Raw genomic sequence first — 21,140 nt, forward strand, 5'->3', positions numbered from 1 at the left:
CTAGCGCCGGATGCGTCCAAAATGAAGGACATTCCTGCGTCTGACGCGGATAAAAACGTGGGATTTTAATTAAGTGGAAAGGTTTTTGTGGTCGGGTGGCGGGGAAAGGGGACTGCCATGCGGATGATTCTGTGGGTGCTGGCGCTGATTTGCGCGCCGCTGATGGCCGTGGCGCAGGAATGTGCCACGGTCGAAAATGATCTGGACCGGCTGGCCTGCCATGATGCGGAATCGGGCCGAACGCCTCGGGTTGCGGTCGTTCCTGCCAAGGGTGCGTGGGCGGTGCAGGTCAAAACGTCCGATTTTGACGACAGCATCAGCGTTTATCTGGGCGTGGATGCGGCGGAATCGTATCAATGCAACCGCTATGAAAAGGCGCGGGCGAAACTCTACGCCCGTTGTGATGAAAATGCGACGGCGATTTTTATGGTAACATCCTGTTTTGCCTTGGACATTCAGGGTTGCGGGAATGTCGATATGCGTCTGGATAAGAACGTGGCCTTTGTCAGCGGGATGAGTGCCAGCCCGAATCTGCCCGGTGTGTTTGCGCCCGTGTCTCGCCCCCGCGCGGGATTCGCATCGGCCAAGGAAAACGATGTTGCAGCCGCTCGAGATAGAGCCCTTCTCGACGCCGGTCGATTCGAGTTCTTCTAAGGTTGTTTTACGACGCTTTTGGCTGATACCTAATCGCGCATGAAATATCGTAGCGGGCGCAGTTCCTGAAGGCACCAAAGCCTTTCGAGACAACAAACTGTAGGGTGAGTTATTCATGCTCCGAAATGCTCTCGTTATTTTGGTTGCCCTCGCCCCCTTTGGTGCGGTTATTTTCCTGAATTATCAAAGATGGCGAAAACGCTATCAGTCATCTAGAGGGATAATTTCGTATTATTTTAGATATTCTACCGCCAGGACCGAGACTGACGACACAACAGCTCTATACATCGTGAAGTCGTTACTGTGCGTCGTGTGGGCTGCCGCAACTATAGGCTTGCTGTGGGGCGCTAAATGAATACGAATTTTGCGCCCGGTGGATTTGAAGTTTGGTTTAATAACCAAATCTCAGACTATATTCCCCTTCGCTCCTGAAACGCATATTCGGCAAAGACGAAATGATCGTGCGTTTTACGCCGTTTAACGAAAGCCCGGTCACCGCGAAATTCAATATCACTGGATTAGAGGAGGCGATCAAGCCCCTGCGCGACAGCTGCGGTTGGTAGGGCGTTCCGTCGCATTTGTCTAAAATGCACCATATTCGGTGTTTGCGTGACCCGCGCCGGGGCGGTATGACCCACCCTAAGACGGTCAGAAGGCCGGGTCATCCGCAAAGGCGCCGTGGTGTGGTGTTGCCTGCGTGGACAGGTGGCCCCGGTTTATGGCCGGGGTCGCCAGAAATATCAGCCGGGATGCGGCCCGTCCGTGACGCCAGCCAGTTCCATCATCACCGCCCATTCGTCGGGGGTGACGGGCTGAACCGACAAACGGCTGTTGGATGTCAGCGCCATACCGGACAGGCGGGGTTCGGATTTGGCCTGTTCCAACGTCACCGGATGGGGCAGGGGGCGGACCGCGCGCACGTCCACACATTCCCATTTCGGATCATCGGCCTTGCTGTCGGGATGGGCCAGGGCGATGACTTCGCAGATGCCGACGGCCTCTTTGCCGATGTTGGAATGGTAAAACAGGCCCAGATCGCCAATCTGCATGGCGCGCATATTGTTGCGGGCCTGATAATTGCGAACGCCGTCCCATTCCTCGCCCGCATCGCCGCGCGCGACCAGATCATCCCAGCCGAACACATTGGGTTCGGATTTGAACAGCCAGTATTGCATTACCCGATGACCTTTTTCCATTCGATCACCTGCACATCCGCAAACAGCCCCGCCGCGGCATAGGGATCATGCGCCGCCCAGTCCTGCGCGGTGGCCAGATCGTCGGCCTCGACCACGATCAGCGACCCGCACATCGCGCCGTTTTCCAGCAGAGGCCCGGCCATCTGCACGATGCCGGTTTCGGCGATATAGGCCAGATGGCGGTCGCGGGTGTCCAAACGGGTTTGCAGCGCGCCGGGATTGTCACGGCAGATCAGGGCGAACAGAGGCATCATTCTTCCTTTAGTGGTCGGTTCAGCAGATGGTCCATGGCGTTTTCCACCGAAATCGCGCCATCGGCAAGATGGGCGACCATGGTGGCGATGGGCAGGTCCAGCCCGTTCGCGGCGGCCATGCGGGCGACGGCGCGGGCGGTTGCGGCCCCCTCGACCGTGGTGGCGGCGTCGAAATCCTGCCCCGCGCCCAATGCCCGGCCATAGCGGAAATTGCGCGATGCGTCTGACGTGCAGGTCAGCGTCAGATCGCCAAAGCCCGACAGCCCGGTCAGCGTTTCAGCCCGCGCGCCCAGATGCGTGGCCAGCCGCGCCATTTCCGCAAATCCGCGCGTGATCAGCGCGGCCCGCGCGCTGTCGCCCAGACCCGCGCCGATGACGGCCCCGGCGGCAATGGCGATGACGTTTTTCAACGCTCCGCCCAGTTCTGCGCCCACGGTGTCGGTCGTGCGATAGAGGCGCAGCACCGGCGTCGACAGGTCATGCTGCAAATCGCGCCCCGCCTGAGGGTCGGCGCAGGCCAGCGTCAGCGCGGTGGGCAGCCCGCGCGCGATGTCGGCAGCGAATGACGGCCCGGTCAGCACCGCCACCGTCGCGCCGGGGCAGGCATCCGCGATCAGCGCCGACGGCCCGGTCAGCGTGGTCAGGTCGATCCCTTTGGCCGTGCTGACCAGCCGTGCGCCCTCCAGCCGCGCGCCATGTTCGGCCAAGAACCCCCGCAGAGCCTGCGCCGGCAGCGCCAGCAGCACCGTATCGGCGCGCGCGGCGTCCAGATCATCGGTCACGCGCAGCGCGTCGGGCATGGCGATCCCCGGCAGGCGCGGGTTTTCGCGCGCCCAATCCACGCGTCGCCCCCACAGCGTGACCGGTCCCCGCGCCGCCAAGGCAATTGCCAAAGCCGTGCCGAACGCCCCCGCACCCAGAACCGCAATCATGCCTTGGCCCCCTTTTTGCCGCTGCCCAGCATCGGAGCCGCGCGTTGGTCCAGCGGCCAGCGAGGCCGTGCGGTCAGGTCCAGCCCGTCGCGATGACCGGCACGGAACCGTTCGATCCCGGCCCATGCGATCATCGCGCCGTTATCGGTGCAAAGCCGCAGCGGCGGGGCCAGAAACTGCGCGCCCGCGTCGGTCGCGACCTGTTCCAATGCCGTGCGGATTTCACTGTTTGCGGCGACTCCGCCAGCCACGGCCAGCACCGGCACGGGGCTTGCCGCCAAGGCGCGGCGGGATTTTTCGGCCAGCACCTGCGCGACGGCGGTTTGAAACGCGGCGCAGAGATCGCGGCGGTCCTGTTCGCGCAAGCCGCCGTGGTCGGCGATCAGCCGGTCGCGCAGACGCAAAACGGCGGTTTTCAGTCCTGAAAACGACATATCGCAACCGGGACGGTCCAACAGGGGGCGGGGCAGGGCGAACCGCCCCGCATCGCCACCCGCCGCCTGTTGTTCGACCGCAGGCCCGCCGGGTTGTGGCAGGGCCAGCAATTTTGCCACCTTATCAAAAGCTTCGCCCGGCGCGTCGTCGATGGTGCCACCCAGTCGGGTGAAATCATCCGCGCCGTCCACGCGCAAAAACTGGCAATGCCCACCCGACACCAGCAGCATCAGATAGGGGAAATCGACGCCATCGGTCAGGCGCGGAGTCAGGGCGTGACCGGCCAGATGGTTCACGCCGACCAGCGGCAGGCCCGCGCCCGCAGCGATCCCTTTGGCGCACATCACGCCCGCCATGACGCCACCGATCAGCCCCGGCCCGGCGGTCACGGCCACGCCCGACAGATCGCGCAGGCCCAGCCCAGAGGCGGTCAGCGCCTGCTCAACCACCAGATCCAACCGTTCGGCATGGGCGCGCGCCGCGATTTCCGGCACGACGCCGCCAAAATCGGCATGCAGGTCGGTTTGGCTGCTGACGATGGACGCCAGAATGTGCCGGTCGCCCGTGACGATGGCGGCGGCGGTGTCGTCGCAGCTGCTCTCGATGCCCAGAAAGATCAGGTCGCTCATGGTCTTGCCCTGCGCCGGACTGGCGCTTACCCATCAGGGGGTAACACCGGCGGGGGGATATGCCAATGCCAGCATCGCAGCGACCCGTTTTGTTGCTGACACGGCCCGAGCCTGATTCGCAGCGATTCGCGGCGATGCTGCCGGAATGGCGCGCGGTGATTGCGCCGGTGCTGCGAATCGTGCCGGTTGCGCATGATGCAGATGCGTTGCACCGGGCGGCGGGGCTGGTGTTTACGTCCGCCCATGCGGTTGCATCAGCTGGGCCGGGACGTGGGCGTCTGGCGATTTGCGTGGGCGCGCGGACGGCGGATATCGCGCAGGCGGCGGGGTTTCGGGTGCAGGTGGGCAACGGCTTTGCCGACAGCCTGCCGCCGTTGATTGATGCTGCGGGATGCGCGCTGATCCATCCGCATGGGCGGCATTTGGCCAAGGATCTGGGCGTGCCGGGGGTGGTGGTTTACGATCAGCAGGCGCAGGCCCTGACACCGCAGGCGCGGGGCGTTTTGGCGGGCAATGCGCCGGTGGTGGTGCCGGTGTTTTCGCCGCGTTCCGCGCGGTTGGTGGCGGATGCGCTGCGCGATGCGCGCGCTCCGATCTGGCTGGTGGCGATCAGCGCGGCGGCGGATCGGGCCTGTGACGTGACCGTTGCGCGACGGATTGTGGCAGCGGTTCCGACCGTCGATGCCATGCGCGACGGCGTGTTGCAGAGCCTGCAACCGGAACAAAGCTGATCACAACGGGTTGAGCCAACGCGCAACGCTGATTAGGCTGCGCCTGACAGATTTTGCCGTGGGCACAGGAATGTGGCACCGATACGGGGACCAGACGTGAAAAAGCCAAATAAATCCAAGGCCGAAGGCCAGAACAAAGCCATCAAAGACACCCTTGGGGATTCGGGGGGCGATGCGGCTCTGCCGAAAAATCCGGCGCCTGTTCTGGAAACTCCGATGCCCGAATCGGTGATGACGGTGACTGACCGCGAAGATGACGCGCCGTCGGGGGCGGCCCGCAAACCGGCGGCTGCGCCGGGAATCATCGCAAAAACCGACATCGGCGCGGGCGACGGCAAAGCTGCGGCGCAATCGGGCGGGGATATGAAGTACGCCGAATCGACTTTGGTCGGCGACGGCACGAACGGCCGGCCTGCGGCGCAGCCGAAGCCTGCGAAGGATGCGGCACCGGCGGCGGAACCCGCGCCCGCAGCCAAAGCCGAACCCGAACCTAAGCCCGCACAGACGCAGACCACGGCCCCCGCGCCGGTGGTGCAGAAAACCGGGTTCTGGCCGGTCGTTCTGGGGGGCGTGGTGGCCGCAGGTCTGGGGGCCGGGGCCGCGCTGTATCTGGCGCCGCAGGATCGCGCCGCGACCGGGTTTGACCACGACGCCGCCGAACAGGTGGCCCGCCGCGTCGTTGCGCAGGAATTGGACAACCGCCCCGCTGCCGTCGTGGATGACAGCCTGCGTTCGGAACTGGACGCGGTGACCGAACGTGTGGCCGCTTTGGAAAACAGCGATGCGCCCGCCGGTGATGACAGCCTGCGCGCTGATCTGGATGCGGTCGCGGAACGCGTTGCCGCGCTTGAGGATGCGCCCACGCCGCCCGCGACCGCCGATGACGATGTGGCGACCACGGATGACGTGGCGGCGCTGCAACAGACGGTTGATGATCAGCAGGCGCGGTTGGATGATCTCGCCGCGCTGCAACAAAAACTGGACGAACAGGCCCAAAAGCTGGACGAACAACAGGCCGTTCTGGACGAACAGCGCGCTCAGATCGCCACGCTGAAGGACCGCCCCAGCTTTGACCCCGAAGCCGCGATTCTGATGCAGCAGCAAATCGAAAACGCCGCCGAAAAGGCGGAACAGCGTCTGGCCGAAGCGCAGGCCGAGGCGCAGGCGCTGCAAGATGCCGCCGCCGAAACCACGCGACGCGCGCAGGCGATTGCCGCCGTGGCGTCGTTGCAGGCCGCACTGGATCACGGCGTCACGCCCGACCATGCGCGCGACACGCTGAACGCGGCGGGGCTGGACGCGCCCGATGCGTTGCGGGTCGCCGTTCCCAGTCTGGCCGAATTGCAGGCCGATTACGCTGAGGCGGCGCGCGTCGCCCTGCGCGCCAGCTTGCGTCAGGACAGCGCGGGCGGCGGCAATCTGGTGACGAATTTCCTGCGCGCGCAGACCGGCGCGCGATCCGTCACCGCCCGCGAAGGCACCGACCCCGACGCCATCCTGTCGCGCGCCAATGTGCAGGTGCAGGCGGGCGATATCGCGGCAGCACTGACCGAGCTGGCCGCGCTGCCCGACAGCGCCCGCGCCGCGCCCGCCATGGCCGACTGGCTGACCCGCGCGCAGATCCATCATGACGCACAGGCGGCATTGGCCGACCTGTCATCCCAGAACTAAGGGGCACCGCAGATGCTGCTTTCCTTGTTGAAAATCCTGTTCTTTTTTGCGGTGGTGCTGGCGCTTGCGCTGGGCGCGGTTCATCTGTCGGAAACCGGTCAGATGCTGCGCATTGAATATGCCGGCACCGAATACGTCCTGACTCCGGTCAAGGCGGTGATCGCGCTGCTGATCCTGATGGTCGCGGCGTGGCTGGTGTTCAAAATCATCGGCCTGTTCATCGCGTTCCTGCGCTTTATCGCCGGGGATGAAACGGCGATTAACCGTTATTTCGCCCGCTCGCGCGAACGCAAAGGCTATGCTGCGCTGGGCGAAGGGATGCTGGCCGTCGCGTCGGGCGAAGGTAAGCTGGCCGAACAAAAGGCCGCCAAGGCGCAGAAATATCTGAACCAGCCGCATCTGACCAATCTGCTGGCCGCTCAGGCTGCCGAAGTGTCGGGCGACACCACCCGCGCGATCAGCGCCTATCGCACCTTGCTGGACGATGACCGCACCCGGTTCGTCGGCATCCGCGGGCTGATGCGTCAAAAACTGGTCGAAGGTGACACCCACAAAGCCCTGCTGCTGGCGCAAAAAGCCTATGCCCTGAAGCCCCGCCATCTTGAGGTTCAGGACACTTTGCTGGACCTGCAAACGCGGGAACATGACTGGAAGGGTGCGCGTAAAACCCTGAAAGATAAGCGCGATCAGGGTCAGTTGCCCAAAGACGTCGCCCTGCGCCGCGAAGCCGTTCTGGCCCTGCAAGAGGCCAGCGACGTTCTGGCGGCCGGCAACTCTATCAGCGCGCGCGAAGCGGCGATTTCCGCCGCCAAGGCATCGCCCGACCTGATCCCGGCGGCGGTTCTGGCCGCGCGCAGTTACATCGCGCAAAAGGATTACCGCAACGCCTCGCGTATTCTGGAAAAAACCTGGTCGGTGCGCCCGCACCCGGATGTGGCCGGGGCCTATGCCGAAATCGTGCCGGACGAAACGCCGGGCGCGCGTCTGAAACGGTTCGACGCGCTGATTCGCAAAAATCCCGACCACGAAGAATCGCGCCTGTTGCGGGCCGAATTGCTGCTGGCGGCCGAGGATTTTCCGGGGGCGCGCCGCGCGCTTGGCGATCTGGCCACGGCGCATCCGACCGTGCGCACCCTGTCGATCATGGCGGCGGTTGAACGCGGCGAAGGGGCCGATGACAGCGTGGTGCGCGGCTGGCTGGCGCGCGCCTTGACCGCATCGCGCGGCTCGCAATGGGTCTGCGACAAATGCCATAATGTGATGCATAACTGGTCGCCGGTTTGCGACAGCTGCAACGGTTTCGACACGCTGACCTGGCGCGAACCGGATGAAAAAGGCCCGGCCCCCACGACCGGCGCGGAAATGCTGCCGTTGCTGGTGGGTGCGCCGAAACCGGCGGAACCGGAACCTGCGCCCGAGGCCGCCCCGGCGGCCCCTGCGGAACCCACGCAAAAGGTGGAAATCGCCCGCGTCGCCCCCGGCATGGTCCCGACCGAGGATGACTATGTTCAGGTCGATCTGGCCCCGTCATCGACGGTTACGGAACCCGCCGCCGCCGTGGAACCTGCGCCTGAACCCGCACCGGCCCCCGAAGCCGCGCCAGAAAAATGACCGGCGGGCGCGGCAAAAAAATGCCGCGCCCCCCTTTCCCTTAGCGGGCGAAGGTGCTATCTGCGCCCGCACAGTCTGATGCCGGTGTAGCTCAGCTGGTAGAGCACGTCATTCGTAATGATGGGGTCGGGGGTTCGAGTCCCTTCACCGGCACCACCTGATCCGCTCAGGTGATTTCCACGTCCAGAAAAAACCGTTGCGCGCTGACAAAGCGCGCTTTTTTTGTTTTTGACGGAACGATGTTGCGCGTCAGATGTTAGTGATCCGAAAACAGATTAACGCCCAACCGAAAGGGAAACATCATGTCGAACGCAAATGTTGAACAGGCAAAACGTGACGCTCAGGCTGCTGCCAAAGAAGCGGAAAAAGACATCAAATCCGGCGCAAAAGAGCTGGCCAACAAAGCCAAAGACGTGGCCCGTGACGTTGCCGACAACAGCGGCGTGGAGCGCCTGAAAGAACGCGGCGCGGAACTGGTGGATGACGCCAAAGCCGCTGGTCGCGAATACGCCGAACTGGCCCGCGAAAAGGGCGAAGAATATGCCGACCGCGCCCGTTACGAAGCCGAGCGTCTGTATGAAGCTGGCCACGAAAAAGCCCGCGAAGTCGCCAACTATGCCGAAGAGCAATATGACGAAGTGTCGGCCATGGTTCGCCGCAATCCGGCTCAGGCCCTGGGTATTGCTGCTGGCGTCGGCTTCCTGGTCGGTCTGCTGCTGGCCCGTCGCTAAGGAGGGGCCGTAATGTTCGATTATGCGCATCGTCTGAAACTTGCGCTGTCGGACACGGCGCGTCGTTCGGCCCTGAAAATCGGGGCCGGCGTCGTCGGCCTGATCGCGGTGTGTTACCTGATGTCGGCGCTGTGGTGGTTCCTGAACCTGACCATGGAATTGGGACCGACGCTGGCATCGCTGATTATCGGCGTGGTTCTGGCCGCAATTGCCGGGGTGGTGTTCGTGCTGGGCAACAAAACCCAGCATCAGATGCCCACCACGGACGAGCTGAAACGCGAAGTCGAAGCCCGCGTGACGCTGGCCGCTGATGCTGCCACCGACCGCGCCCGGGTTGAAATGGCCCGCGCCGTCGATATGGCCGAACGCAAGGTTCACAGCCTGATGGATGAGGCCGGGGAACGTGCGAACGCATTTGCCTATAACGCGGAACGCCGCGTCATGGGGACGGTGCGCGATACGGCGGCCTCGGTCGGGTTGACGACGCAGAACCTGCAAACCGCGCGACGCAAGGCCGAACACGGCGTTGCGACCGCCAAGCGCGCGGCCAACACCAATGCGGGCAGCATGGCCAAGGTGCTGGGTGCCTTTGCGGTGGGTGTGACGCTGGCCGCCAAGGTTGCGGAATCGCGCCGCCGTGATGACGACGATTATTACGTCTGATCCGATGGCTTGAAGAAAGGGGGCGGCGCGCAGGTGCCGCCCTTTTTTGATGCGGTCTTGCAGGCGGCCTGTGCATCCCCTAAATCTGATGGCAACAGAAAAGGACATCACCATGGCGATGGAAGCCCACGACATCGAGGCGCTGATCCGGGCATCGTTCCCCGACGCGCAGATCACCATTACCGATCTGGCTGGCGACGGAAACCACTACGCCGCCGAGGTGATCGACGAAAGTTTCCGCGGCAAAAACCGGGTGCAGCAACAGCGCGCCGTCTATGCCGCGCTGCAAGGGAAAATGGACGGCCCGGCGGGCGAATTGCACGCTTTGGCGCTGACGACCAAGGCGCCGGAATAACCCGGTCCGCCGCAAAAGGAATGAACGAATGACCGATACCACTGCCCGCATCCGCGACATGATCGACAACCGCGATGTTGTCCTGTTCATGAAAGGCACCAAAGACATGCCGCAATGCGGGTTTTCCAGCCGGGTTGCGGGCGTCCTGAATTATATGGGCGTCGATTATCAGGATGTGAATGTGCTGGCGGACGCCGATATTCGTCAGGGTATCAAAGATTTTTCCGACTGGCCGACCATTCCGCAACTCTATGTCAAAGGCGAATTTGTCGGCGGCTGCGATATCGTCACCGAAATGGTGCTGTCGGGCGAACTGGATCAGCTGTTCGCGCAAAAAGGCGTGACCTATGACACCGAGGCTGCCGACCGGATCCGCGAAGCAAACGCCTGATCCGCGTCCTGTTAATTGATCTTTATTGCCTTGCGGGACACGACGTTTGGTGCAAGCTGATGCTATGCAACATGTCGTGTTCCGCTTTTTCGTGATCGATCGTGATCCCTTTGTCGCGCAGGATATGTGCGACGGGCTGCGGGCGGCCTGTGTGGGCGCGGATGTGTGCCATGTCAGCAGCGTGGACGAATTAACGGCGCTGCCGGATTTGGCGCGCGATGCGGGCCTTGGCTTGCCTGTTGTGATCACAAAGAAATCCATTGCAGAAATCATGGCCAGCGGGCTGGATCTTCTGGTGCAGCAAATCAATTCGCAACTGGTCGTGCGTCTGGGCGATGACCCGGTGGCCGATATTCTGGGCCGCGGATGGCTGCCCTTGGCCGCGCCATTCAGCTGGGACGATCTGGCCGATCTGGTCCAGCAACTGCAAGGGCGTGGATAAGAGGTCGCGCGGCGAGGGGGTTGTTCCCGCGAAGGTGGGGATGAACCGACCAGCCGTTTTGTCGCGGGCGTGTCGGCGTCCTGTTCCCTGTAAGCGCGGGATGAACCGCAGACTGAATCCCATTCTTACATTGCCGCGCCCTATTCCCCGCGAAAGCGGGGATGGACCGACTCCATATCGATTCCGTTAATCGGTAGAGTGTTGTTCCCCGCGAACGCGGGGATGAACCGGGCGAAGCATGGCCAACCCGCGTTATCTATCATTGTTTCCCACGCAAGCGGGAGCAACCGTCGCGATGGCCCTGAACGGGCAGGACGCGGCGCTGTTCCGCGGGAACCACCATCCTGACCAGCAGACCTTGGCTGCTCCTTGCGGACGCGGGATGGGCCGCGCGGCCGAACCGTTTCTCGTAAACGCGGGGATGCCCCCGATGCTCTGCCCCCGCAACTGCCCGCCCTTTGGCGCGGTCACGCCGTGAGTATTTTTGCACAGAAGAAACGGCAAGGGCGGCACCCAACCTAAGGCGCCGCCCCTATCTTCTGTGTCTAAATATCCCGGGGGTCCGGGGGCTGGCCCCCGGCCTCTCCCCCGGTCCGCCCTCGCTAATCAGAACCCGGCTTTGATCCGTTCGAACTCGGCCAACTGGCGCAGGCGTTGTTGCGGGTCGTTCGGGGTCTGGTCCAGAATCGGGGCATCCACCGGGCCGAGACCTTCGGCAACCGCCGGATCATCGGCGATCGTGGCCATGGCCGCGGCCGAGGTGTGGCCGTAACCGATCGCATCCAACAGCGCGCGACCCGCCGACGGTTCCAGCCACGCGTTGACGAAATCATAGGCTTTGTCTTCGCTGCCCGGCCCGTTTTTCAGATTGATCAGACCGCAGAAAAACGTCGATGACCCTTCTTTCGGCGCACGCTGGAAGCCGACGGGATAGCCGTCCTCTTTCAAATACACCACGCCGTCATTCCACGACCACGCAACATCGACCGCGCCTGATGCCATCAGCTGCGCCTGTTCGGACGGGTCCGACCAATAGGCGGCGACGTTCTGATGCGCCTCGCGGAGCCATGCTGCGGCGGCTTGGAATTGTTCTTCGGTCACGTCGTCCCAATCGGTCGTGCCGGTCGCCAGATAGCCCAATGCCCAGACATCATCGGCGCTGTCGGGCAGGGATGTGCGGCCCTGATATTTGGGGCTGACAAAGACTTGCAGCGTTTCCACATCTTCGGCCGGGACGTTTTCGGTGTTATAGGCAATCGCCGTCGCGCCCCAATCGGTCGGGATATACCAGACGCCCTGATCATCCTTGAACACGTCGGAATCCAGGAAACGCGCTTCGATCTGGTCGAAATTCGGGATGCGCGACGTGTCCCAGGGTTCGATCAGGTCGGCATCGCGGTATTTGCTGACCATCTGGCTGCACGGATGGGCGATGTCGGCGCGGAAACCGGATGCGACTTTTTGGAACGCTTCGTCATCGTCGCCGTAAAAGGCAAAGGTGGGGCTTTGCCCGTGTTTGTCGATATAGGCCTGAAAGATTTCAGGAACCTCGAACCCGGCCCAGTCGAAAATCGTCAGTTCCGGGTCGGCGGCAAAGGCGGGCAGCGCCGCCGCGGTCAGAATGGTGGTGGTCAGCAAACGCATGGGACACGGGGCCTTCCTGTTGGTGTCATTCCCGACAGGCTAGCCCCGCATCTGTGGCCGCGCAAGGCGTTCGCGCGACCGTGAACGCCCGACGTAACGCGCGCGTCACCGCATCCGCAGCCCGCCATCCAAACGGATCGTTTCGCCGTTCATATAGTCGTTTTCGACAATGAACTGCGCCAGATGGGCAAATTCCGCCGGGTCGCCCAGACGTTTGGGAAAGTTAACCTCGGCGGCCAGACTGTCCTGAACCTCTTGCGGCAGGCTGCGCAGCATGGGCGTGCCGAATGTGCCGGGCGCGATCGAACAGATGCGGATCGCGGGGCGCACCAGATCGCGCGCAATCGGCAGGGTCATGCCCGCAATCGCCGCCTTGGACGCGGCATAGGCAGCCTGTCCCGCCTGACCGTCAAAGGCCGCAATCGACGCGGTGTTGATGATGACGCCGTTCTGATCGCGACCGTTCTTGGCCATCTGTTCGGCGGCCAGACGCAGCACGTTAAAGGTGCCGATCAGGTTCACCTCGATCACTTTGCGAAAGCTGTCCAGTTTATGCGCGCCGTCGCGGCCAACGGTTTTTTCGCCAATGACGATGCCCGCGCAGTTCACGCATACGTCGATGCCGCCCATTTCGGCCACGGCGGCGTCAATCGCGGCCTGCACGCTGGCGGGGTCGGTCACGTCGGTTTCGGCAAAGCCCGCGCCGATGCTGGCGGCGTATTCCGCGCCTTTGGGGTCACGGTCCAGAATGAAGACCCGAGCGCCCGCCTTGCGGAAATGGTCCGCCGTGGCCTGACCCAAACCGGATGCGCCCCCGGTGATGATGGCGCGGCTGTCTGCGATTTTCATGAAATCCCCTCCCTTGTCGGTCTGGTCCCTTTGTCGCATGACCGCGCGCCCGTTACCAGCGTCCCGAGGCCCCTCCGCCCGAGGATTGCCCCCCGCCGAACCCGCCCGAGCGTCCCCCGCCGGAACGGGGTCGCGTGTCGCGGTCGGTGCGGGGGCTGGTCCAGCCGCAGGTCGGGCAACGGCGCCACACGCTTTCGCGCAGGGGGCGGCCTGCGGCGTCGGTGGCGTTTTCGATGGGGGCGGTTTCTTCGGTCAGGCCGCGGCCTTGGCAGTTGGGGCAGGGCTGGCGGCGGCGTTGAACATCGCGCCAGATGCCGCGCGCAATGGTCGATGCGATGAACGCGAACACGCCCCAGAACAGCACCATCGGCCCCCAGTCGCCAATCCCGCGCCGAGGCGGTTCGACGCCATGCCCCGCCGCCACCGGGCGCGCGATCAGGTCGATCACCTGCAACGCGCCGTCGCGGGTGCCGCCCGACATATTCCCGTCGCGAAAGGCGGGCAGCATGGTGCGATTCATAATCCGTTCCGCCACCAGATCGGCGTTGCGCGAATATCCGGCGCCAAGTTCGATGCGCGCTTCGCGGTCATCCGGCAGGACCAGCACCATGAACCCGTCATTGCGGGTCGCATCGCCCACGCCCCAATGATTGAACAGCCGCGTCGCGAACTGTTCCAGCGTGCCGCCCCATTCCGCGCGGCTGGGCAGGGTGACGACCGTTCCCTGAACCCCGGTGTCGCGATAGAGCGCGATCAGCGCCTGATCCAGAACCCGCGTGTCGTCATTGGTCAGCACGGCGGCAAAGTCGTTGATGCTGGTATGCACCCAATCGGGCAAATCCTGCGCCGCCACGGGCAGCGCCAGCATCAGCCAGATCACCGCCGCGCGGATCATGCCCGCAACAGGTCCGGCCCGCCCGCGATTTTGGGGTCAATCGCGCCGATGACATCCACATCTTTGCCCGCGTAATCCACGGCGTGAAGGATGGTCTGGATCGCCGCAATCCGCGCGCGGCGTTTGTCATCGGACCGGATCACCGTCCAGGGCGCAATCGGGGAATGGGACAGGTTCAACGTGTCGCGGATGGCGACCGAATAGTCGTCCCATTTCGCCAGCCCGTTCACGTCGATGGGCGACAGTTTCCATTGCTTCAGCGGGTCGTTTTCCCGATCCAGAAACCGGCGCAACTGTTCGGCGCGTCCCACATCCATCCACAATTTGACCAGCACCACCCCGTCATCGACCAGCGTTTGTTCAAAGCTGGGCAATTGCCGGAAAAAGGCGTTCCGCTGGGCATCGGTGCTGAACCCAAACACGCGCTCCACCACGCCACGGTTATACCAACTGCGGTCGAACAGCGCGATTTCACCGGCGGCGGGCAGCCAGTCGATGTAACGCTGAAAATACCACTGGCCTGCTTCGCGTTCGGTTGGTTTGGGCAGCGCCACGATATAGGCCGAACGCGGATTCAGATTGGCGCGCACCCGGTCGATGGTGCCGCCCTTGCCGGCGGCGTCGCGGCCTTCGAACAGCACAACCACGCGCTTGCCCGCCGCGATCACGCCATACAGCATCCGCACCAGCTGCGTTTGCAGCCGGTCCAGATGCGCGTTGTAATCGTCGCGGTCCATATCCCGGTCATAGGGGAACGCATCATCCAGAATGTCACGCTTGCTGCCGTTCTGAATCGCCTGACGGATGTCCTTGGGCGCGCCCTTTTCCAGATATTCGGTGATTTTGCCCACCAGAGGCAGGTCGGGGTTATGGTCAGGCATCGTCGCGGTTCCCAATGCGGGACATATCGAAATATGTCGTCTGATAGATCTCGTTGATCCAGTTACCGTAGAGCAAATGCGCATGGCTGCGCCAGCGATTTGCGGGCGCGCGCGTGGGGTCGTCATCGGGGTAATAATTCGCAGGCACCCGCGCGGGTTTGCCTGCCGCCGTGTCGCGGTCGTATTCGTCCTTTAACGTGGTGCTGTCATATTCAAAATGGTTGAACACATAGAGCGCGCGATGATCCGGGTCGGCCAGCAGGCATGGCCCGGTTTCGGGGCTGGACAGCAGTGTTTGCAGCGCCGGGCGGGCGTCCACATCGGCCTGACGGTTTTCGGTCCAGCGGCTGACCGGCACCAGCACATCATCCGAAAACCCCCGAAGATAGGGCGACGCAGGCGCGCAATTCTGGTGCCGGTAACATCCGAACGCCTTGTGATCCAACAGATATTTCGGCAGGCCGTGGAAATACCACGCCATAGCCATGCCGCCCCAGCACACGCCAAAGGTCGAATGAACATGCGTCTGCGTCCAGTCAAAGACGCGCGCCAGTTCGTCCCAATAGGTGACATCGGCGAAATCCAGATGTTCAACCGGCGCGCCGGTAATCACCAGCCCGTCGAACTTTTCCCCCGACGCCTGCACATCGCGGAACGGCCGGTAAAAGCTGGCCATATGGTCGGCGGCGGTGTTGCGGCTTTCGTGATCGGACATGCGGATCAGTTGGAAATCAATTTGCAGCGGCGTGGCTCCGATCAGGCGGGCAAATTGGTTTTCGGTCTGAATCTTTTTCGGCATCAGGTTCAGCAACCCGATGCGCAGCGGGCGAATATCCTGTTGCGCGGCACGACCGGGGGACATGACCATCACGCCTTCGTCCGACAGGATGCGGTATGCGGGCAGGCTTTCGTTCAGGGTGATGGGCATGGTCAGGCTTTCTTACGGTCGATGGCGGCGGCGATCAGGTCGGTGAAATCGGCAGGGCTGCGGACCTGCGACACCTCGTGCGCGGTGATGGTGACGCCGCGTTCCGCCATGGCGGCATAGCGCGGCTGACGATGCGCCAAGGCGCGGGCATAGGTCCAGCGGATGAAATCGTCGGGGTTCACCTCGTCTTCCTTCAGCCCCTTTTCGACGCGATAGGCGATCCAGGACCGTTCCAGAAAATCGGGCTGGTAATACATCGGTTTCGGCGCGCGATCAAAACGGCGGACCAATTCGGCAGTGTGGTCATCGCTGCCCTGAATCCAGACCAGCAGCAAATCGCGTTCCAGTGCCGCCAGAACCGGATCATCGGGGTTTTCCGGGTCCACGACTTCGCAAATCGAGCCGCCGCTGTCGCAGACAAAGTTCGGGATTTGGTAAATATCGCGCGCGCGGCGCATGAAATGGCGGGTATCCAGCAGGGCGGAAATTTCCGCCCCCCGGTGCTGGTCCTGACGCAGCCGGTATTCGTCCCATTCCAGCCCGCCCCGGCTGGGGCTGCCGGGTTTGCCCAGATAGGTGGACAGCGGCGCCAGATTGTCGAACGTGATGTTGCTGGCGATATAGACCGAATCTGATAACAGCAATTCGCGCAGGAACGGAACCTTCATCGCCTCGCGTTTGAAGTTATCCGCGATGTATTCGCCCATATAGCGGGTGCCGATGCGGTAATCGACGGAATAATGAAACCAATCCCCGTCGCGCAGGATGTTGGACAGATAGGTTTTGCCCAAACCCGACATACCAAACAGCACCACCCGTTTGGATGCCGCATCCCGCCATTCCTTTGCGCTGCGATAGATCATGCCGGTTCCCCTTTTTCCGCGACCCTAGGTAATGGCCCCGCGCGCAAAGGAAAAGGGTCAGCGGTCGCGCGTATTCACCGGATAGGCGGTGGAAAACCGCATCCGTTCCATGGCGAAATGGGATGTCACGTTTTTGATCGGCACGGCGTCGGTCAGCGCCTTATAAAATTGGTCGAACGCGTCCATATCGCGCACCGACACGCGCAGCAGATAATCCATTTCGCCGGCCATGCGATACGCCTCCATCACCTGGGGAAGGCTGTCGATGGCGGCGTTGAAGGCGTCGCGCCATTCGGTGCTGTGGTCCGCCGCCTCGATCGCGACAAAGACCGACAGGCCAAAGCCCAGCTTGCGCGGATCGGCCAGTGCGACGCGCCCGGTCAGAACGCCTGCGGCCTCAAGCTTTTGGATGCGTTTCCAGCATGGGGTTTGCGACAACCCCACGCGGTCGGCGATTTGCGCAATAGGCATGGTCGCATCGGCCATCAGCGCGGCCACGATTTTGCGGTCGATCAGGTCCAGTTCAATCATCGTTCCCCCGCGTTGTGCGCCCTTCGAGCAGCGTTTTCAGGATCAGCACGATCAGCGCAATCAGGGTCAGCGATGACGCCGCGGCAAAGGATCCAACGATGTTCAAGTCATTGAACAACAATTCGATTTGCAACGGCAAGGTGTTTGTCTGCCCCCGGATCGACCCCGACACCACCGATACCGCGCCAAATTCGCCCACGGCCCGCGCCGTCGCCAGAACCGCGCCATACATCAGCGCCCAGCGGATATTGGGCAGCGTCACCCGGCGGAAAATCTGCGCGCCCGATGCGCCCAGCGTCAGCGCCGCCTGTTCCTGTTCCGACCCCTGCGCCTGCATCAGAGGCAAGACCTCGCGCGTGACAAAGGGGGCGGTGACGAACAGTGTGACCAGCACAATACCGGGCAGCGCGAACAGGATTTGCACATCATGCGCGGCCAGCGTCGGCCCCAGCAGCCCCTGCCGCCCATAGAGCAGCAGATAACACACCCCGGCGATGATCGGGCTGATCGAAAATGGCAATTCGATAAAGGTCAGCAGCAGCTTGCGCCCCGGAAAGGTAAACCGCGCAATCAGCCACGCCGCCGCCAGCCCGACCGTGATATTCACCGGAATGGTGATGGCCGCCACCACGGTCGTTAACCAGATCGCGTGCAACGTGTTCGGTTCCAGAATATTGGCCGCGAACACGCCAAAGCCCTGCGACAGCGCGCGCCAGAAAATGTAAATCAGCGGCACGACGACGATAAACAGCGTCAGCGCCACGGCCAGCCCGATCAGCAGCCGCGCGGCGCGGCGGTCGGGCGCGGGCGCCAATGCGCCGGGGGTTGGGGCCGCGTTCATGCCCGCCCCCGATGCCGCGTCATCCGCGATTGCAGCCAATTCGACAGCGCCAGCAGGATCAGCGCAATCATCATCAGGGTTAACGCAATCGCGGCGGCTCCGTTATAGTCGTATTCTTCCAGCCGGATTACGGCCAGCAGCGATGCGATTTCGGTTTTCATCGGCAGGTTCCCGGCGATGAAAATGACCGCGCCAAATTCGCCCAGCGACCGGGCGAATGCGATGGTCACGCCAATCAAAAACGCGGGCAGAATGGCGGGGAACACCACACGGCAAAAGATGGTAAAGGGTGACGCGCCAAGGCTGCGGCCGGCCTCTTCCAGCGTCGGGTCCAGATCCTCAAGGATGGGTTGCACAGTACGCACCACAAACGGAATGGATGTAAATGACATCGCAATCGCAATCCCCCAGATGGTGTAAACCACGCTGATGCCGGTGGGGGCCAGCAGCGCGCCATACCAGCCATTCGCGGAAAACAGCGCCGTCAGCGCCAGCCCCGCAACGGCGGTCGGCAGCGCAAAAGGAATGTCCATCATCGCGTCCAGCAACCGCCGCCCCGGAAACCGATACCGCGTCAGCACCCACGCCATCAGCAACCCATAGGCCGCGTTGAAAATGGTGGCCAGAACCGCCGCCGTGATGGTCAGTTGCAGCGCGGCCATGGTGCGGGGCGCGGTCACGATCTGCCAATACCGGGCGGGGCCGATTTCCGCGCCCTTCAACACCAGTGCAATCACCGGCAACAGGACAATGACGCCGATATAGGTCAGCGTCAGCCCCATGGTTAACCCAAAACCGGGCAGGACGCGGCGCGACCTGACCCGGCGGGGCGTTATGGTTGCCGAAAGGCTCATTGATTGACGAACACTTTGTCCAGAATACCGCCTTCGGCGAAATGTTCGGATTGGACCTGCGCCCAGCCGCCGAACACGTCGTCAACCGTGACCAGTTCCACATCCGCCGCGTCGGTTTCAACTGCCGGATCGTTCACGCGGTAATAATGGTTCGCCAAAATCTGTTGCCCCTGCGTGGAATACAGGAAATCCAGATAGGCGGTCGATACCTCGGTCGAACCCTTTTTGTCGGTGTTCGCGTTCACCACGGCGACCGGAAATTCGGCCAAGAGCGACAGCGACGGCGTAACGCGTTCAAAATTGGCGTCGGCATATTCGGCTGCGATGCCGCCGGTTTCGGCCTCGAACGTGATCAGCACATCGCCCAAGCCGCGTTCGGCAAAGGTCGTCGTCGCCGCGCGCCCGCCCGTGTCAAACACCGGCACATTCGCAAACAGCTTGGCCACGAATTCCTGCGCGCCCGCCTGATCGCCGCCATTCTGGTTCAGCGCAAAGGCATAGGCCGCCAGATAGGTATAACGCGCATTGCCGCTGGTTTTCGGGTTGGGAAAGATCACCTGAACGCCGTCCGCGGTCAGATCGTCCCAGTCGGTGATGTTTTTGGGGTTGCCTTCACGCACCAGAAACGCGGGCAGCGAATAATAGGGCGACGCCTCATTCGGGAACGCATCGCGCCAGTTTTCCGCGACCAGCCCGTTATTGGCCAGCACGTCAATATCGGTGACCTGGTTAAAGGTCACGACATCGGCGGGCAGACCTTCCAGAATGGCGCGGGCCTGACGGGATGATCCGCCATGCGACTGGTCGATGCTGACCGTGCGGCCCGTATCGGCCTGCCATTTTTCGGCAAAGGCGGGGTTGATGTCAGCGAACAATTCGCGCGCCACGTCATAGGACACGTTCAGGATGGAATCCTGCGCCACAGCGGGCGCGGCCAGCCCCAGAATCAGCGCAAGCGTGGTCGTCAAACGGGTGGTCATGATGCGATTTCCTTTGGATAATGCGTGGTTTGCGGCAGAGCGGCTTCAGCGCCACCCGCGAAAATCTGCCCCGCCAGCGGGCGCAGGCGCACGCGCTGACCCACGGTCAGGGCGCGGGCGTCACGGCGGGGAACCTCGGCCTCGATCCGGTGGGGGCCGTTTTCGGCGATCAGGCGCAGCAGCGCGCCGGTCGATGCCATGTCGGTGATGGTAAAGGGCGCGTCGGGGTCGGGGATCGGCTGAATATCGGCGGGGCGCAGAAACAGCGTCGCCGCCCCGTCCGGCAGAGGACGCCGGGGCAGGGCGGACAGGTCCAGCCCCGCCGCATCCGCGCGCCCCGCCCGCAGCGTGACCGGCAGTTCCACCGTCAGCCCCAAAAACCGCGCGACAAAGGGCGTCGCGGGGTGGTCATAAATCTCGTCCGGGCGCCCGGTCTGTTCGATCACGCCGCCATTCATCACGACGACGCGGTCGGCCAGCTCGAACGCTTCTTCTTGGTCATGGGTCACAAAGACGGTGGTGGTGCCGGTGCGGTCATGCACTCCGCGCAGCCACCGGCGCAAATCCCGCCGCACCTGTGCGTCCAATGCGCCAAAGGGTTCGTCCAGCAACAAAACGCGCGGCTCAATCGCCATGGCGCGGCCCAGTGCGACCCGCTGACGCTGCCCGCCCGACAATTCGGATGGATAGCGGTTGCCCAAATGCGCGATTTGCAGAAAATCCAGCAGCCGCGACACGGTGTCGTTGATGACCGCGCGACCGGGGCGTTCCGCGCGCGGCAGCACCGTCAGGCCGAAGGCGATATTGTCGCGCACGGTCATATGCGGGAACAGGGCGTAATGTTGAAACACAAACCCGATACGCCGCTGCGCCGCCGTCAGCGGCAACCAATCCTGCCCGTCAAAGGACAGCGCCCCCGCATCCGGCCAATCCAGCCCCGCGATGATCCGTAACAGAGTGGTTTTCCCGGACCCCGACGGCCCGAGCAGCGCGATCAGTTCGCCCTGTTCGATGGTCAGGTCCAGCCCGCGCAGCACCTGCGTGCGGTCAAAGCTGCGGGTCAGGTGGGAAATGGTCAGCGTCATTGTCACAATCCTTGGGCTGCCCGACAGGTAACAACGCCGCCTGCGGCTGCCAAGGATTGGAAATGGTCAAGTTTTGGGCTGCAAAGAGAATAAT

The 21,140-nt window shown here is 63.0% G+C and carries 25 protein-coding genes and 1 tRNA gene; 11 read left to right on the forward strand and 15 right to left on the reverse strand.

Features of this window, described 5'->3' with window-relative positions; genetic code table 11:
* Positions 1-117 precede the first annotated feature (117 nt).
* Both Q4G20_RS04695 and Q4G20_RS13625 read left to right on the forward strand, forming a co-directional pair.
* Positions 118-654 carry a hypothetical protein gene (locus Q4G20_RS04695; RefSeq protein ID WP_303342212.1) on the forward strand — a complete coding sequence of 179 codons (537 nt, stop codon included), beginning with the start codon at positions 118-120 and terminating at the stop codon, positions 652-654.
* A gap of 437 nt (positions 655-1,091) precedes the next feature.
* A complete protein-coding gene (locus Q4G20_RS13625) occupies positions 1,092-1,217 on the forward strand; it encodes a hypothetical protein (protein WP_368660780.1) in 126 nt (41 codons plus the stop codon).
* A 177-nt stretch (positions 1,218-1,394) separates the two neighbouring features.
* On the opposite strand, the gene Q4G20_RS04700 is transcribed toward Q4G20_RS13625, so the two are convergent.
* From Q4G20_RS04700 to tsaD, 4 genes are read right to left on the reverse strand one after another with little or no spacing between them, the layout of a single operon-like run.
* Positions 1,395-1,829 carry an EVE domain-containing protein gene (locus Q4G20_RS04700; RefSeq protein ID WP_303342213.1) on the reverse strand — a complete coding sequence of 145 codons (435 nt, stop codon included), beginning with the start codon at positions 1,827-1,829 and terminating at the stop codon, positions 1,395-1,397.
* Positions 1,829-2,104: a YciI family protein gene (locus tag Q4G20_RS04705; RefSeq protein ID WP_303342214.1), complete on the reverse strand. Its 276-nt coding sequence runs from the start codon at positions 2,102-2,104 to the stop codon at positions 1,829-1,831. Before Q4G20_RS04705 ends, Q4G20_RS04700 begins: the two co-directional genes overlap by 1 nt.
* On the reverse strand, positions 2,101-3,036 hold the full coding sequence (locus Q4G20_RS04710; RefSeq protein WP_303342215.1) for an NAD(P)H-dependent glycerol-3-phosphate dehydrogenase: 936 nt from the start codon (positions 3,034-3,036) through the stop codon (positions 2,101-2,103). Before Q4G20_RS04710 ends, Q4G20_RS04705 begins: the two co-directional genes overlap by 4 nt.
* Complete coding sequence (gene tsaD, locus Q4G20_RS04715; protein ID WP_303342217.1) at positions 3,033-4,100, reverse strand: tRNA (adenosine(37)-N6)-threonylcarbamoyltransferase complex transferase subunit TsaD; 1,068 nt, start codon at positions 4,098-4,100, stop codon at positions 3,033-3,035. Before tsaD ends, Q4G20_RS04710 begins: the two co-directional genes overlap by 4 nt.
* A 65-nt stretch (positions 4,101-4,165) precedes the next feature.
* Here tsaD and Q4G20_RS04720 point away from each other — a divergent pair, with 65 nt between their 5' ends.
* The 9 genes from Q4G20_RS04720 to Q4G20_RS04760 all read left to right on the forward strand — a co-directional run bounded on the left by Q4G20_RS04720 (position 4,166) and on the right by Q4G20_RS04760 (position 10,695).
* Positions 4,166-4,831, forward strand: coding sequence for a uroporphyrinogen-III synthase (locus Q4G20_RS04720; RefSeq protein ID WP_303342218.1), 666 nt, complete (start codon positions 4,166-4,168; stop codon positions 4,829-4,831).
* 96 nt (positions 4,832-4,927) lie between these two features.
* Positions 4,928-6,502: a COG4223 family protein gene (locus Q4G20_RS04725; RefSeq protein WP_303342219.1), complete on the forward strand. Its 1,575-nt coding sequence runs from the start codon at positions 4,928-4,930 to the stop codon at positions 6,500-6,502.
* Between the two features lie 12 nt (positions 6,503-6,514).
* The gene (locus Q4G20_RS04730; RefSeq protein ID WP_303342220.1) at positions 6,515-8,113 is read left to right on the forward strand and encodes a heme biosynthesis protein HemY; all 1,599 of its coding nucleotides are present in this window, start codon (positions 6,515-6,517) and stop codon (positions 8,111-8,113) included.
* Between the two features lie 80 nt (positions 8,114-8,193).
* A tRNA-Thr gene (locus tag Q4G20_RS04735) sits at positions 8,194-8,269 on the forward strand.
* A gap of 146 nt (positions 8,270-8,415) precedes the next feature.
* Positions 8,416-8,844, forward strand: coding sequence for a YqjD family protein (locus Q4G20_RS04740; RefSeq protein WP_303342221.1), 429 nt, complete (start codon positions 8,416-8,418; stop codon positions 8,842-8,844).
* A gap of 12 nt (positions 8,845-8,856) precedes the next feature.
* Positions 8,857-9,507: a phage holin family protein gene (locus Q4G20_RS04745; RefSeq protein WP_303342222.1), complete on the forward strand. Its 651-nt coding sequence runs from the start codon at positions 8,857-8,859 to the stop codon at positions 9,505-9,507.
* Positions 9,508-9,619: 112 nt separating this feature from the next.
* On the forward strand, positions 9,620-9,862 hold the full coding sequence (locus Q4G20_RS04750) for a BolA family transcriptional regulator (RefSeq protein ID WP_303342223.1): 243 nt from the start codon (positions 9,620-9,622) through the stop codon (positions 9,860-9,862).
* Between the two features lie 28 nt (positions 9,863-9,890).
* Positions 9,891-10,253 carry a Grx4 family monothiol glutaredoxin gene (gene grxD / locus Q4G20_RS04755; RefSeq protein ID WP_303342224.1) on the forward strand — a complete coding sequence of 121 codons (363 nt, stop codon included), beginning with the start codon at positions 9,891-9,893 and terminating at the stop codon, positions 10,251-10,253.
* 64 nt (positions 10,254-10,317) lie between these two features.
* Positions 10,318-10,695, forward strand: a complete 378-nt coding sequence (locus Q4G20_RS04760; RefSeq protein ID WP_303342225.1) for a hypothetical protein — start codon at positions 10,318-10,320, stop codon at positions 10,693-10,695.
* A gap of 606 nt (positions 10,696-11,301) precedes the next feature.
* Here Q4G20_RS04760 and Q4G20_RS04765 read toward each other — a convergent pair.
* From Q4G20_RS04765 to Q4G20_RS04815, 11 genes are all read right to left on the reverse strand, one after another.
* Complete coding sequence (locus Q4G20_RS04765) at positions 11,302-12,339, reverse strand: extracellular solute-binding protein (RefSeq protein WP_303342226.1); 1,038 nt, start codon at positions 12,337-12,339, stop codon at positions 11,302-11,304.
* Positions 12,340-12,444: 105 nt separating this feature from the next.
* Positions 12,445-13,188, reverse strand: a complete 744-nt coding sequence (locus Q4G20_RS04770; protein WP_303342227.1) for an SDR family NAD(P)-dependent oxidoreductase — start codon at positions 13,186-13,188, stop codon at positions 12,445-12,447.
* Between the two features lie 52 nt (positions 13,189-13,240).
* Positions 13,241-14,083 carry a YgcG family protein gene (locus tag Q4G20_RS04775; protein WP_303342229.1) on the reverse strand — a complete coding sequence of 281 codons (843 nt, stop codon included), beginning with the start codon at positions 14,081-14,083 and terminating at the stop codon, positions 13,241-13,243.
* Positions 14,080-14,964 (reverse strand): polyphosphate kinase 2, encoded by an 885-nt coding sequence (ppk2, locus tag Q4G20_RS04780; RefSeq protein WP_303342231.1) that lies wholly within the window; start codon positions 14,962-14,964, stop codon positions 14,080-14,082. The genes Q4G20_RS04775 and ppk2 overlap by 4 nt, the downstream gene beginning before the upstream one ends.
* Positions 14,957-15,892: a homoserine O-succinyltransferase gene (gene metA / locus Q4G20_RS04785; RefSeq protein WP_303342233.1), complete on the reverse strand. Its 936-nt coding sequence runs from the start codon at positions 15,890-15,892 to the stop codon at positions 14,957-14,959. Before metA ends, ppk2 begins: the two co-directional genes overlap by 8 nt.
* 2 nt (positions 15,893-15,894) lie before the next feature.
* A complete protein-coding gene (locus Q4G20_RS04790; protein ID WP_303342234.1) occupies positions 15,895-16,755 on the reverse strand; it encodes an ATPase in 861 nt (286 codons plus the stop codon).
* 57 nt (positions 16,756-16,812) lie between these two features.
* Positions 16,813-17,286, reverse strand: coding sequence for an Lrp/AsnC family transcriptional regulator (locus tag Q4G20_RS04795; protein ID WP_303342236.1), 474 nt, complete (start codon positions 17,284-17,286; stop codon positions 16,813-16,815).
* Positions 17,279-18,127, reverse strand: coding sequence for a sulfate ABC transporter permease subunit CysW (gene cysW, locus Q4G20_RS04800; protein WP_303342237.1), 849 nt, complete (start codon positions 18,125-18,127; stop codon positions 17,279-17,281). Before cysW ends, Q4G20_RS04795 begins: the two co-directional genes overlap by 8 nt.
* Positions 18,124-18,981, reverse strand: coding sequence for a sulfate ABC transporter permease subunit CysT (gene cysT / locus Q4G20_RS04805; protein WP_303342238.1), 858 nt, complete (start codon positions 18,979-18,981; stop codon positions 18,124-18,126). The genes cysW and cysT overlap by 4 nt, the downstream gene beginning before the upstream one ends.
* Positions 18,978-19,961 carry a sulfate ABC transporter substrate-binding protein gene (locus Q4G20_RS04810; RefSeq protein ID WP_303342239.1) on the reverse strand — a complete coding sequence of 328 codons (984 nt, stop codon included), beginning with the start codon at positions 19,959-19,961 and terminating at the stop codon, positions 18,978-18,980. The genes cysT and Q4G20_RS04810 overlap by 4 nt, the downstream gene beginning before the upstream one ends.
* Positions 19,958-21,046, reverse strand: coding sequence for a sulfate/molybdate ABC transporter ATP-binding protein (locus tag Q4G20_RS04815; RefSeq protein WP_303342240.1), 1,089 nt, complete (start codon positions 21,044-21,046; stop codon positions 19,958-19,960). Before Q4G20_RS04815 ends, Q4G20_RS04810 begins: the two co-directional genes overlap by 4 nt.
* Positions 21,047-21,140: the final 94 nt, after the last annotated feature.

Origin of the sequence: Paracoccus sp. (in: a-proteobacteria) (genome assembly GCF_030538495.1) — a bacterium.
Lineage (GTDB): Bacteria > Pseudomonadota > Alphaproteobacteria > Rhodobacterales > Rhodobacteraceae > Paracoccus.

What these genes read in the sequence shown, in the direction of transcription:
- Q4G20_RS04695 (WP_303342212.1), top strand. Translation starts at nt 118, where the DNA reads ATGCGGATGATTCTGTGGGTGCTGGCGCTGATTTGCGCGCCGCTGATG.
- Q4G20_RS04700 (WP_303342213.1), bottom strand. Translation starts at nt 1,829, where the DNA reads ATGCAATACTGGCTGTTCAAATCCGAACCCAATGTGTTCGGCTGGGAT.
- Q4G20_RS04705 (WP_303342214.1), bottom strand. Translation starts at nt 2,104, where the DNA reads ATGATGCCTCTGTTCGCCCTGATCTGCCGTGACAATCCCGGCGCGCTG.
- Q4G20_RS04710 (WP_303342215.1), bottom strand. Translation starts at nt 3,036, where the DNA reads ATGATTGCGGTTCTGGGTGCGGGGGCGTTCGGCACGGCTTTGGCAATT.
- tsaD (WP_303342217.1), bottom strand. Translation starts at nt 4,100, where the DNA reads ATGAGCGACCTGATCTTTCTGGGCATCGAGAGCAGCTGCGACGACACC.
- Q4G20_RS04720 (WP_303342218.1), top strand. Translation starts at nt 4,166, where the DNA reads ATGCCAGCATCGCAGCGACCCGTTTTGTTGCTGACACGGCCCGAGCCT.
- Q4G20_RS04730 (WP_303342220.1), top strand. Translation starts at nt 6,515, where the DNA reads ATGCTGCTTTCCTTGTTGAAAATCCTGTTCTTTTTTGCGGTGGTGCTG.
- Q4G20_RS04740 (WP_303342221.1), top strand. Translation starts at nt 8,416, where the DNA reads ATGTCGAACGCAAATGTTGAACAGGCAAAACGTGACGCTCAGGCTGCT.
- Q4G20_RS04745 (WP_303342222.1), top strand. Translation starts at nt 8,857, where the DNA reads ATGTTCGATTATGCGCATCGTCTGAAACTTGCGCTGTCGGACACGGCG.
- Q4G20_RS04750 (WP_303342223.1), top strand. Translation starts at nt 9,620, where the DNA reads ATGGCGATGGAAGCCCACGACATCGAGGCGCTGATCCGGGCATCGTTC.
- grxD (WP_303342224.1), top strand. Translation starts at nt 9,891, where the DNA reads ATGACCGATACCACTGCCCGCATCCGCGACATGATCGACAACCGCGAT.
- Q4G20_RS04760 (WP_303342225.1), top strand. Translation starts at nt 10,318, where the DNA reads ATGCAACATGTCGTGTTCCGCTTTTTCGTGATCGATCGTGATCCCTTT.
- Q4G20_RS04765 (WP_303342226.1), bottom strand. Translation starts at nt 12,339, where the DNA reads ATGCGTTTGCTGACCACCACCATTCTGACCGCGGCGGCGCTGCCCGCC.
- Q4G20_RS04770 (WP_303342227.1), bottom strand. Translation starts at nt 13,188, where the DNA reads ATGAAAATCGCAGACAGCCGCGCCATCATCACCGGGGGCGCATCCGGT.
- Q4G20_RS04775 (WP_303342229.1), bottom strand. Translation starts at nt 14,083, where the DNA reads ATGATCCGCGCGGCGGTGATCTGGCTGATGCTGGCGCTGCCCGTGGCG.
- ppk2 (WP_303342231.1), bottom strand. Translation starts at nt 14,964, where the DNA reads ATGCCTGACCATAACCCCGACCTGCCTCTGGTGGGCAAAATCACCGAA.
- metA (WP_303342233.1), bottom strand. Translation starts at nt 15,892, where the DNA reads ATGCCCATCACCCTGAACGAAAGCCTGCCCGCATACCGCATCCTGTCG.
- Q4G20_RS04790 (WP_303342234.1), bottom strand. Translation starts at nt 16,755, where the DNA reads ATGATCTATCGCAGCGCAAAGGAATGGCGGGATGCGGCATCCAAACGG.
- Q4G20_RS04795 (WP_303342236.1), bottom strand. Translation starts at nt 17,286, where the DNA reads ATGATTGAACTGGACCTGATCGACCGCAAAATCGTGGCCGCGCTGATG.
- cysW (WP_303342237.1), bottom strand. Translation starts at nt 18,127, where the DNA reads ATGAACGCGGCCCCAACCCCCGGCGCATTGGCGCCCGCGCCCGACCGC.
- cysT (WP_303342238.1), bottom strand. Translation starts at nt 18,981, where the DNA reads ATGAGCCTTTCGGCAACCATAACGCCCCGCCGGGTCAGGTCGCGCCGC.
- Q4G20_RS04810 (WP_303342239.1), bottom strand. Translation starts at nt 19,961, where the DNA reads ATGACCACCCGTTTGACGACCACGCTTGCGCTGATTCTGGGGCTGGCC.
- Q4G20_RS04815 (WP_303342240.1), bottom strand. Translation starts at nt 21,046, where the DNA reads ATGACGCTGACCATTTCCCACCTGACCCGCAGCTTTGACCGCACGCAG.